This is a genomic window from Amycolatopsis plumensis (assembly GCF_042652605.1).
Lineage (GTDB): Bacteria > Actinomycetota > Actinomycetes > Mycobacteriales > Pseudonocardiaceae > Amycolatopsis > Amycolatopsis plumensis.
Map to the genome: position 1 here is coordinate 2,309,018 of NZ_JBHSJY010000001.1, position 10,874 is coordinate 2,319,891.

Here is a 10,874-nt window from a genome sequence, read left to right on the forward strand (position 1 = left end):
GGCGTGGCTGTGGACGCTGACGTACTGCTCGACTGGTTCTCCGCGCACGGCCGGGATCTCCCGTGGCGCGAGCCCACCTGCTCGGCCTGGGGCGTCCTGGTCAGCGAAATCATGCTCCAGCAGACCCCCGTGGTCCGGGTGCAGCCGATCTGGCACGAGTGGATGGCGCGCTGGCCGGTCCCTTCGGCACTGGCCGCGTCTTCGCAGGGCGAGGTCGTGCGGGCCTGGGGCAAGCTCGGCTACCCGCGCCGGGCGCTGCGGCTCCATGAAGCCGCCGGAGTGATCGCGCGCGAGCACGGCGACGTCGTTCCGTCCGATGTGGACACTCTGCTCGCGCTGCCCGGGATCGGCGCCTACACCGCGCGGGCCGTCGCCGCGTTCGCCTACGGGCGGCGGGCGCCGGTCGTCGACACGAACGTGCGGCGGGTCGTCGCGCGGGCGGTGCACGGGGCCGGGGACGCCGGGCCGGCGTCCAACACCCGGGACATGAACGACGTCGAAGCCCTGCTGCCGGCCGAAGACGCGCCCGCGGCGAAGTTTTCCGCGGCGATCATGGAGCTGGGCGCGCTGATCTGCACCGCGCGGGCCCCCAAGTGCGCGGACTGCCCGATCTACGACGCGTGCGCGTGGCAGCACGCCGGGCGGCCGGAGTACACCGGGCCGGCCAAGCCGGTGCAGCGGTACGCGGGCACCGACCGGTACGTCCGCGGGCGGCTGCTGGACGTGCTGCGCGGCAGCGAGGGGCCGGTCGAGAAGACCCGCCTGGACCAGGTGTGGCACGACGGCGGCCAGCGCGACCGCTGCCTGGATTCCCTGCTCGTCGACGGCCTGCTGGAGCAGACCCGCGACGGCCTGTTCGCCCTGCCGGGTGAACACTAACGCGCTACAACCAAAGTTGGTCAATAGTTGTCATTGACGCGCTGCGGAGTTACCGTTTTCCGCATGGTCACTGTTGACCGCCGGACCCTGCTGAAGGCGGGGGTGACCGCGACCGCGGCCGGCGCACTGGGGATGACGACCACGGGAACGGCCGGCGCGGCCGTTCCGGAACCGGCGATCCACCCGACGTCCGACTGGGGCGCCCGGCCCGCCGCCGGCACCATCGTGGTGGAGAACCACAAGCCGACCTACATCGTCGTGCACCACGCGGTCGACCCGCCGATGAACGACGACTTCTCGCTGGCGCGCGCCTACTACGTCTCGCGGTACATCCAGAACCTGCACATGGACAAGAACGGCTGGATCGACAGCGGCCAGCAGTTCACGAACAGCCGCGGCGGGTTCATCACCGAAGGACGGCACCGCAGCCTGGAAATCCTGCGCGGCGGCACGCAGCACGTGCAGGGCGCGAACGTCGGCAACCACAACAGCGAGGTCATCGGCATCGAGAACGAGGGCCTCTACAGCACGGTGGACGTGCCGCCGGCGCTGTGGAACTCGCTGGTTTCGCTGGTCGCCTACATCGCGAGCCAGTACGGCATCGCGCCGGAGTTCATCAAGGGCCACCGCGACTTCAACTCGACCGAGTGCCCCGGCCAGGTGCTCTACAACCGGCTGCCGGAACTGCGGACGGCCGTCGGCCGCGTCCTCGGCGTCCCGGTGGCGCGGGCCGAGGCCCAGTGGCCGCTGCTCAAGCCGGGCGACACGGGCCGTCAGGTGCAACTGGCGCAGCAGTTCCTGCGCGCGTCCGGGTTCGGCGTCCCCACCGACGGCGTCTTCGGGCAGTCCACAAAGGACGCCGTGGCCGCTTTGTCCGTTCAGGCCGGGTTGCCGCGCCACACGTGCACCGCCACCAAGGTGACCGACGAAACGGGCTTCCTCGGCGCGGACATCTGGCCGCTGATCGTCCCCGCGGACCGCTCGGCGGCGGCCTGGCGAGCGGACCTCGCCCGGGCCTGAAGGGTCGACACGCGTGATCAGGAAGCCGACACGCGTGATCTGAGGGTCGACACGGCGATACAACGGCGTGCGGCGTGTCGTCCCTCTGATCACGCGTGTCGACCCGGCAATCACGCGTGTCGACCGGTTCAGCGGTTCAGGACCTGGCTGAGGAAGGCCTCCACGGCACCCCGGTAGATCTCCGGGGCCTCGTCGTGGGGCAGGTGGGCCGAGCCCGGGACCACCAGGTGGCGGGCGCCGGGCACCCGCGAGGCGACTTCCGCCTGCTGGCCGGGTGGCATCGCGGTGTGCTCGCCCTCGACCAGCAGCAGCGGGCAGCGGATCGCCTCGACGACGTCCCAGTAGTCCCGGCGCCCCCACTCCGCGGCGATGACGTACAGGTCCTCCAGGTCGGCGACCAGGTGGAACCCGTCGGAACGCTCCTCGACGCAGTCCGCGAAGTAGTCTCCCGCGTCGCCGAAGAACCCGCGGACGTGGTCGAGCGAGGAGAACGGCACCGGCCAGCTCTCGAAGTACCCGCGCCAGGTCTCGACGGTCCGGCCGCGCTGGTCCGGCGCGAAGTCCTCCGACACGACCGCGCGCACCAGCTCCGGGTGCCGCGCGGCCGTCGCCCAGGCGTGCAGGCCACCCATCGAGTGCCCGATCAGGACCGCCGGACCCGCGTCGAGCGTCCGCAGCGCTTCGGCGATGTCGTCGGCGAAGCGCTCGGTCGTCCATGGGCCGACGCGCGGGGCGTTGCCGTGGCCGCGCGCGTCGAGGCCGTACACCGCGCCGTAGGGCCGGAGCCACTCCGCGACCCGCCACCACGTCCGCGCCCGGCCCATCAGACCGTGGAGCAGAACGATCGGCACACCGCTGCCGCCGAAACAGAGCACGCGGCCACCTAACCACAAAACCCCTGGTGCAGAACGTGACCAACCGCTCGCAAAGCATCACCTATGGTGGTGGACATGCGCCGCCGACTCACCGCACTGGCTGTCTGCGCCGCGGCGGTCCTCGCCGTGGCGTGCGGCGGCGACACCGTGACGGCGGCACCTCCGCCGCCGCCCATGCACCCCGTACCGGGGGCGTCCGGCGCCGGCGATCCCTACTACCCCGACGACGGCAACGGCGGGTACGACACGCTCGGCTACCAGGTCGACGTCAAGTACGACCCGCCGAGCGGGCACCTCGACGGCGACACGACGGTGACCGCGAAGGCCACCCAGGACCTGAGCCGGTTCGACCTCGACCTGCGCGGGCTGGACGTGCACAGCGTCGAGGTCGACGGCAAACCGGCGAAGTTCAGTCGTGAGAAGGCCTTCGAGCTGGTCATCACCCCGCCCGCGCCGATCCGGGCCGGGACGGCGTTCCGCACGCGGGTCCGCTACGGCGGCGCCCCGGCCAAGACCCCGCGCGAGGGCGGCAGCGAGAACGGCTGGAAGCACTCGGCCGACGGCGGCGCGTACATGGTCGGAGAGCCGCACTCGGCGGCGTTCTGGTACCCGGCGAACGAGACCCCGCGCGACAAGGCGACCTTCACGCTCACCGCGCACGTCCCGGCCGGCTGGACGGTGCTCTCCAACGGCCGCGAGGGCCCGCCGGGCACCTGGACCGAGCCCAACCCGGTGGCGACCTACCTGACGACGATCGCGATCGGCAAGTTCGATGTCGACAAGTCGACCCTGAAGGACGGCACCCCGGTGGTCTCGGCGTACGCGCCGGGCGCCGAAGCCCGCCGGGCGATCGGCGACCGCCTGCCGGAGGTGCTCGGGTTCCTGAGCAGCAAGTTCGGCCCGTACCCGCAGTCGGCGGCGGGCGGGATCTTCCTGAACGAGGAAGTCCCGTTCTCGCTCGAGACGCAGACCCGGCCGACGTACGCGAAGTGGGCCGACCTGCCGACGCTGGTGCACGAGAACGCCCACCAGTGGTTCGGCGACTCGGTCTCGGTCAAGAGCTGGTCCGACATCTGCCTCAACGAGTGCTTCGCGTCGTACTCGCAGTGGCTGTGGGCCGAGCGCGAGGGCCAGAACCTGGACGACCGCTACCGCGCGGCCATCGAGATCACCCACGGCAGCACGGACTTCTGGGCGCAGAAGCTGGTCGACATGGGCCAGGGCCACGAGTTCGAAGGCGTCTACAACAAGGGCATCCTGGCGCTGCACGCTCTCCGCCGCGAAATCGGCGACCCGGCGTTCGGCAAGCTGCTGCGCGAGTGGCCGTCCCGCTACCGCCACGGCAACGCGACCTGGCCGGACTTCGAGGCGATGGCCACGCGGATCAGCGGCAAGGACCTGCGGGCGTTCTTCGACACCTGGTTCCGCGGCACGAAGCTCCCCGCGGACGCCGACCTCTTCCCCGGCTCACTGCGCAGCTGAACTGCCCAGCAGCGACCGCGTCAGCGCGTTGCGGGCGTCCTGCATGTCCCGCAGCGCCGTCGTCAGCTCCTCGTCGCCGACGACGACGTCCTCGTCCGGGCGCGCGGCCAGCGCTTGCAGCGACGCTCGCCGCAGCAGCTCCTTCGCGAACGACGCCGTCATCCCCGCTGTCGCCTCGACCACCGGGCCGAGGTCCGCCGTCAGCTCCAGGCCGCGCGCGTACAGCCGCAACAGCGCTTCGCGGCCGGCCGCGTCCGGAAGCGGGATCTCGACGGCGAGGTCGACGCGGCCCGGCCGGTCGGCGAGGGCCTTCTCCAGCTCGCTCGCCCGGTTGGTGGTGAGCAGGAACGTCACGTCGGCGTCGCCGCCCACGCCGTCCATCGCGTCGAGCAGGGTGAACAGCAGCGGCTGGACCATCGGCCCGTAACTGCGGTCCTGCGCGATCAGGTCGACGTCCTCGAGCACGACCACGCTCGGCTGCAGGCGTCGCGCCAGCTCGGCCGCCTTGCCCACGAACTTCATCGCCGCGCCGGTCAGGATGAGCACCGTGGTGCCCGGCAGGCGGCCCATCAGGTAGCGGACCGTGTGCGTCTTGCCGGTGCCGGGCGCGCCGTGCAGCAGCAGCCCGCGCTTGAGGTGCTGGCCCGCGGCCAGCAGCCGCTCGCCGTGTTCGGCGATGCCGACCGCGTGCCGCTCGATCGCCTCGAGCACGCCCTCCGGCAGCACGACCTCGTCGCCGGTCAGCTTCGGCCGCGGGAGGAACGTGAGCAGCTCGTTGCCGCGGTGCTCGCTGGTGCCGAAGGCCAGCACCTGCCCGCGCAGGACGTCGTGCTCGGCCATCAGCCGCTCGACGCGGTCGCGCACTTCCGTGGCCGTCGCCCGCGAGGTCGCGAGGACCTCCAGCCGGCACTGCTCCATCCCCCACTGCGGGTTCGGGCCGCGGATGGCCAGCAGCACCGGTTCCCCGCCGGGGCCGTGCGTCCCGACCAGCCCCAGCTGGACGGCCTCGGTGGCGTCTTCCGGCCCGGTCGCCGTGGTCGTGTAGTCCACCGAACCGAGCTCGTACATGCCCTGCTTGCGCGCGACCGCGAGCATCCCGATCAGGTCTTCGTGCGTGCGCTGGCCGCCCGCGACGCCGAACCAGTCGACGGCCGTGCCGTGCTCGGCGAGGTAGGCGTCGACCCCGCGCTGGAGGTTGGCGTGCTCCCACATCGGCCAGTTGCGGGTCACCACCACCACTTCCGGCAGCGGCGCACCCAGGTGGCCGGTCACCCGCTCGATCAGTTCGCTGCCCTCGCCGCTCGCGACCTCGTCCGCGGTGGCGCGGACGATCCGGGCGAGGTCGGCGGCGAGAGCGCGCTCGGTACTCCCCATGCCCTCAACAGTGGCACGGGTCACACCCCGCCGACAACTAGGGTGGAAGCCATGAGTGTCGTGAAGATCAACGCGATCGAGGTCCCCGAGGGCGCCGGCCCCGAGCTGGAGAAGCGGTTCGCCGCACGCATGCACTCGGTCGACGAGCAGCCCGGCTTCCTCGGCTTCGAGCTGCTGCGGCCGGTTTCCGGCGAGACGCGCTACTTCGTGTACACGAAGTGGGAGACCGAGGAGCACTACCAGGCGTGGGCGAAGGGCGGCCCCGCCGCGGCCGCGCACTCGGGCGAGCGGGCCAAGCCGGTGTCCACCGGCGCGAACCTGCTGGAGTTCGAGGTCGTCCTCGGTTCGCAGCCAGGTGCGTGAAGCCGCGGAGCTCCTGGACGGCGCCGGCGCCCTGCTGATCTGCGCCGGCGCCGGCATGGGCGTCGACTCCGGGCTGCCGGACTTCCGCGGCGGCGAAGGGTTCTGGCGCGCGTACCCGCCGTATGCCCGGCTCGGGCTGCGGTTCGAGGAGCTCGCCGACCCGCGGCACTTCGCCGAAGACCCCGAGCTGGCCTGGGGCTTCTACGGGCACCGGCTTGCGCTGTACCGCGAGACGGTGCCGCACGACGGCTTCCGGCTGCTGCTCTCGCTGGGCGCACGCGTGCCCGGCGGTGTCCGCGTGTTCACGTCCAATGTGGACGGCCAGTTCCAAAAGGCGGGCTTCGAGTTCGTGGCCGAGGCGCACGGCTCGATCCACCATCTGCAGTGCCTGGCCGGGTGCACGTCCACGATCTGGTCCGCCGACGACGTCACGGTGCCGATCGATCCGGAAACCATGCGGGCGGTGCCACCGCTGCCCTCGTGCCCCCGCTGCGGCGGCCTGGCCCGCCCCAACATCCTGATGTTCGGCGACCACTCCTGGGTCCCGGACCGCAGCCAGGCCCAGCTCGACGAGCTGACGGCGTGGCGCCGGACCACCCGGGACCTGGTGGTGGTGGAACTGGGCGCGGGCCAGGCGGTCCCGACGGTCCGCCGCTACGCCGAACTGGCCAGCGCGGCGACCGGCGCGTTGATCCGCATCAACCCGCGGGAACCCGAGATCCGCCACGGCCGCGGGGTGTCGATCGCGGGCGGCGCGCTGGAAACGCTCACCGCGCTGGCCGCAGCCAGAGATCGCGGTTTCCGGCGATGAGCACCCGGCCGTCGGCCAGGGTCGCGGCCACCCGCACCGGGGACTCCCCGCAGCCCAGCTCGCCACGCTGCCAGCCCGGGCCCTCGCGCACCACCACGGCCGAACAGTAACGCCAGTTCCGCCCTTCCTGCAGCGGCTCGGTGGTTTGCTCGGCCAGCACGGGGTTGCCCCGCGCGTCCAATGTGGCCGCCACGACCGCGCCGGGGCCGGGAACGTCCACTGTGGACCACGCGCCCGGTTTGCCGGTGCGCACGAACGGCTTGCGCGTGTGGCCGTCCGAAGTCTCCCCGTACAGCAGCCACTGCCCGCCGACGGGCAGGATCCCGTACACCAGCGTCTGGTCCGACGGCGTCGCGAGCTGCGACACCGTCCAGCTCCCGCCGCCGTCGTGGGACGCCCACAGCTGCAGCCGCGGGTTCGAGAAGCCGGCCGCGAGCAGCTCCGGCCCGGCCGCCGCGACCGACCAGGGCGCGTCCGCCCCGTCGCCGCCCTCGACGACCGGCATGACCACCGTGCGTTCCGTCTTGCCGTCGTCGTCCGACACCCACGCCACCGGCCGGGTCGTCTGCCCGTCGAGGAACGCCGTGCCGACGGCCACGAGGTTGCCGCCCGACCGGGCCAGCGCCCGCGGGTCACGCTGCCCGCGCAGCTCGCCGAGCTCGGTGATCGTGCCGTCGGCGTCCCGGCGGGCGAACTTCGCGTTGGCGCCGATCACCGAGCCGTCCGGTCCGGGGACGGCGGCCACGGCCGGGAGCCCGCCACCGCGCCAGCCGTTGCCCGCGGCTTCCGGACCGAGTCCACCACTGCCCGGCGACGGGCTGAGCTTCAGCTCCGTGCAGCCCGCGTCGCCGGTCCAGTTCGCGTTGACATCGCGGTACCCGTTCGCGAAGTTGCCGAGGCCGAGCACGCAGCCGTTCACCGGGACCAGCGCCTTCAGCCCGACGTTCGTCGGGACCCAGTCGCTGTCGGACGGGAACTGCACCGCGCCGGCGTGCACCTCGAAGCCCAGGGCGCTCTTCGGGCCGTCCGACGCGGAGGCGGCGGGCTGCCCGCAGGCAGCGACGAGCAGGACCAGGCTCAGCGGCACGAGTCTTCGCATGCCGGTCAGCCTGCCAGCAATCCGGTCACGGCAAGCGGACTTCGGCGAACACCGCCCGGTGATCACTGCCCGGGACGTCGAAGACGCGGTAGTCCAGCACCGCCGCGCGGTTGTCCACCGCCACGTGGTCGATCGTCACCACCGGCAGCGAAGACGGCCACGTCGGGGCCAGGCCTTCGCCGCGTTCCTCCGCCGCGTCGCGGTAGCCCCTGGCCAGCACCGTGCGGTAGGCCGCGTGGTCGAGCGTCGCGTTGAAGTCGCCGGCCAGGATGCGCAGGCCGTGCTCGCCCGCCGGCTGCGAAAGGTCCTTGATCTCGCGTTCCCACTGCTGCGTGTCGACGTCCGGGGAGATCGGGTGGACGGCGACGATCTCGGCCACCACGCCGTCGCCGAGGTCGGCCTCCGCGCCCGGCTGCTTGGCCGCCGAGTCACCGGTCAGGTTGACCTCCTTCAGCGGGAAGCGCGACGCGATCCCCGAGCCGAACGCACCGGGCGCCGGGTGCAGCACCCGGTACGGCAGCGCCTCGAACAGCCCGGCCGCGGTCAGCCGGTCGACCGCGGACGGCGTCATCTCGACCAGGTTCAGCACGTCGATCCGCTGCTGGCGCACCAGGTCGACGACGGCCTGCGCGTCCGCCCGGCCGTAAAGCAGGTTCGAGGAGAGCACGCGCAGGGTCTTGCCGTGCACCTCGCGCTGTTCGCTCGCCGACGTCCGCGGGAGGACGAGGACGGCCAGCGCGAGGGCGAGCACCAGCGCGACCCCGCCGGTCCACCACCGCCGCGACACCAGCGCGGCGACGCCCACGAGCACGCCGGCCGCCGCCGCGTACGGCGTCAACGAGAGTGCCACCAGCGTGTACCAGCCGCCGCCGTAGCCGACCAGCCGCAGGGCCGCCAGCATCGCCAACGGCACCACCGGCACCACCAGCAGGCCGGTGACCAGCCGGTTCTTCCGCCGCGACCGCGTCCGTTCCGCTACCACCATGCTGCCGAGTATGCCCAGGCCGGCACCGGACGGCCCGGGCTGCGACAACTCCTCCACAAGATCTCCACCAGCGGCTGCCAGCCGCTGACAGCGCGCTGTGCGCGGGCTGCCAGCGCGACCGTCCACAGTCGGTACCAACGCGACAGCGAAGGAGGACGCCCATGTCGCACGCGATCCAGGCCGAGGGCCTGGTCAAACACTACGGGGACACGAAGGCGCTGGACGGGGTCGACCTCGAGGTCCCGTTCGGCCAGGTCGTCGGCGTGCTCGGCCCGAACGGGGCGGGCAAGACGACCGCCGTCCGGATCCTGGCGACGCTGATCAGACCGGACGCCGGCCGGGCCACGGTCGGCGGCTACGACGTGGTCGACGACCCGGTCCGGGTCCGCAGCCTGATCGGGCTGACCGGGCAGTACGCCTCGGTCGACGAGGACCTGAACGGCATCGAGAACCTCGTCCTGATCGGCCGGCTGTACGGCTACTCCCGGGCCCACGCCAAGACCCGCGCGGCCGAGCTGATCGAGCGGTTCGAGCTGACCAAGGCGGCCAAGCGGCCGATCCGGACCTACTCCGGCGGCATGCGGCGGCGGCTCGACCTGGCCGCCAGCCTGGTCGGCCGGCCCGAGGTGCTCTACCTCGACGAGCCGACCACCGGGCTCGACCCGCACGCCCGCAACGAGGTCTGGGACGTCGTCCGCGGCCTCGTCGCCGAGGGCGCCACCGTGCTGCTGACCACGCAGTACCTGGAGGAGGCCGACCAGCTGGCCGACAAGATCACCGTGTTCGACCACGGCCGGGTCGTCGCCGACGGCCGCGCCGACGAGCTGAAGCGCCGCGTCGGCGGGCAGACGCTGCAGGTCCGGCCGACGCAGCTCGCCGACATGGACGCCGTCAACCGGATCCTCGGCGACCTCACCGGCGCCCGGCCGACCCGCGACGACGCGAGCGGCCTGCTCACCGCGCCGGTCAACGACCCGGTGCTGCTGTCCACCCTGGTCCGCAAGCTGGACGAGGCCGGGATCACCGCCGACGAGCTGGCGCTGCGGCTGCCCAGCCTCGACGAGGTGTTCCTCGCCCTGACCGGGCACACCGCCGAACTGCCCGCCGACGACAAGACCCTCGAAGGGAGCCTGGCATGACGACGCTGGCCCTCGACCGCCCGGCCCCGCCGCGGCACATCAGCCCCGGCAAGGGTGTCCAGCACGCGCTTTCGCTGGCCTGGCGCGGCATCCTGAAGATCCGCAAGAACCCCGAGCAGCTCGCCGACGTCACCCTGATGCCGATCGTCTTCCTGGTGATCTTCGTCTACCTGTTCGGCGGCGCGCTGTCCGGCTCGACCGACGCCTACCTGCAGATGGTCGTGCCGGGCATCATCGTGATGAACATCCTGCAGGCGTGCCTGACGGTCGGCGTGCAGCTCAACACCGACGTCACCAAGGGCGTGTTCGATCGGTTCCGCAGCATGCCGATCGCCCGCTCGGCGCCGCTGATCGGCGCGGTGCTCGCCGACGTCGTGCGGTACGTCGTCTGCCTGGCCGTGCTGATGATCGTGGCGACGATCATGGGCTACCGGATCGCGACCAGTCCCGGCGAGTTCGCCGTGGCGATCCTGCTCGCGCTGGCGTTCGGGCTGAGCTTCTGCTGGGGCTCGGTGTTCGTCGGCATGCTGATGAAGACGCCGGGCTCGGCGCAGGCGCTGATGTTCGTCTTCATCATGCCGCTGACCTTCGGCAGCAACGTGTTCGTGCAGACGAACACCATGCCGGGCTGGCTGCGGGCCTGGGCGGACATCAGCCCGGTCAGCCTGATGGCCAACGCGTTGCGCGGCCTGATGAACGGCGGCCCGGTCGCCGGTCCGCTGGCCGGGGCGCTGGCCTGGATGGCCGGTGCCGTGGTCGTGTTCTTCCCGCTGGCCACCTGGGCCTACCGCCGGCGGGTCTGAAAGGCGCACACACGGGGGTGAGTAGCGCCAGGGTCGTGAGTGAG

At 72.2% G+C, this 10,874-nt stretch carries 11 protein-coding genes; 7 read left to right on the top strand and 4 right to left on the bottom strand.

Translation table 11 applies throughout. The features are described 5' to 3' along the window. Nucleotides 1–3: 3 nt before the first annotated feature. Nucleotides 4–879: an HhH-GPD family protein gene (locus tag ACFPLC_RS10915; RefSeq protein WP_378200238.1), complete on the top strand. Its 876-nt coding sequence runs from the start codon at nucleotides 4–6 to the stop codon at nucleotides 877–879. 63 nt (nucleotides 880–942) lie between these two features. Next, the gene (locus ACFPLC_RS10920; protein ID WP_378200241.1) at nucleotides 943–1,899 is read left to right on the top strand and encodes a peptidoglycan recognition protein family protein; all 957 of its coding nucleotides are present in this window, start codon (nucleotides 943–945) and stop codon (nucleotides 1,897–1,899) included. Nucleotides 1,900–2,027: 128 nt separating this feature from the next. Here ACFPLC_RS10920 and ACFPLC_RS10925 read toward each other — a convergent pair whose 3' ends face one another. Beyond that, nucleotides 2,028–2,774, bottom strand: a complete 747-nt coding sequence (locus ACFPLC_RS10925; RefSeq protein ID WP_378200244.1) for an alpha/beta fold hydrolase — start codon at nucleotides 2,772–2,774, stop codon at nucleotides 2,028–2,030. Between the two features lie 75 nt (nucleotides 2,775–2,849). Between ACFPLC_RS10925 and ACFPLC_RS10930 the strand changes: the two genes are divergently transcribed. Then, nucleotides 2,850–4,256: a M1 family metallopeptidase gene (locus tag ACFPLC_RS10930; RefSeq protein WP_378200247.1), complete on the top strand. Its 1,407-nt coding sequence runs from the start codon at nucleotides 2,850–2,852 to the stop codon at nucleotides 4,254–4,256. Here the strand turns inward: ACFPLC_RS10930 and ACFPLC_RS10935 are convergent. Further along, a complete protein-coding gene (locus tag ACFPLC_RS10935; protein WP_378200251.1) occupies nucleotides 4,242–5,630 on the bottom strand; it encodes an AAA family ATPase in 1,389 nt (462 codons plus the stop codon). The genes ACFPLC_RS10930 and ACFPLC_RS10935 overlap by 15 nt on opposite strands. A 51-nt stretch (nucleotides 5,631–5,681) precedes the next feature. Between ACFPLC_RS10935 and ACFPLC_RS10940 the strand changes: the two genes are divergently transcribed. Continuing rightward, nucleotides 5,682–5,993 carry an antibiotic biosynthesis monooxygenase family protein gene (locus tag ACFPLC_RS10940; protein WP_103351085.1) on the top strand — a complete coding sequence of 104 codons (312 nt, stop codon included), beginning with the start codon at nucleotides 5,682–5,684 and terminating at the stop codon, nucleotides 5,991–5,993. Beyond that, the gene (locus ACFPLC_RS10945; protein WP_378200255.1) at nucleotides 5,986–6,804 is read left to right on the top strand and encodes an SIR2 family NAD-dependent protein deacylase; all 819 of its coding nucleotides are present in this window, start codon (nucleotides 5,986–5,988) and stop codon (nucleotides 6,802–6,804) included. The genes ACFPLC_RS10940 and ACFPLC_RS10945 overlap by 8 nt, the downstream gene beginning before the upstream one ends. On the opposite strand, the gene ACFPLC_RS10950 is transcribed toward ACFPLC_RS10945, so the two are convergent. Together ACFPLC_RS10950 and ACFPLC_RS10955 are read right to left on the bottom strand one after the other, a co-directional pair. Then, entirely contained in the window at nucleotides 6,761–7,903 is a 1,143-nt protein-coding gene (locus tag ACFPLC_RS10950) for a hypothetical protein (protein WP_378200258.1), read from the bottom strand. The genes ACFPLC_RS10945 and ACFPLC_RS10950 overlap by 44 nt on opposite strands. Before the next feature lie 25 nt (nucleotides 7,904–7,928). Then, nucleotides 7,929–8,945, bottom strand: a complete 1,017-nt coding sequence (locus ACFPLC_RS10955; RefSeq protein WP_378200261.1) for an endonuclease/exonuclease/phosphatase family protein — start codon at nucleotides 8,943–8,945, stop codon at nucleotides 7,929–7,931. Between the two features lie 104 nt (nucleotides 8,946–9,049). Between ACFPLC_RS10955 and ACFPLC_RS10960 the strand changes: the two genes are divergently transcribed. Then, entirely contained in the window at nucleotides 9,050–10,027 is a 978-nt protein-coding gene (locus ACFPLC_RS10960; protein ID WP_378200264.1) for an ATP-binding cassette domain-containing protein, read from the top strand. Then, the gene (locus ACFPLC_RS10965; protein ID WP_378200267.1) at nucleotides 10,024–10,830 is read left to right on the top strand and encodes an ABC transporter permease; all 807 of its coding nucleotides are present in this window, start codon (nucleotides 10,024–10,026) and stop codon (nucleotides 10,828–10,830) included. The genes ACFPLC_RS10960 and ACFPLC_RS10965 overlap by 4 nt, the downstream gene beginning before the upstream one ends. The last annotated feature ends 44 nt before the right edge of the window (nucleotides 10,831–10,874 follow it).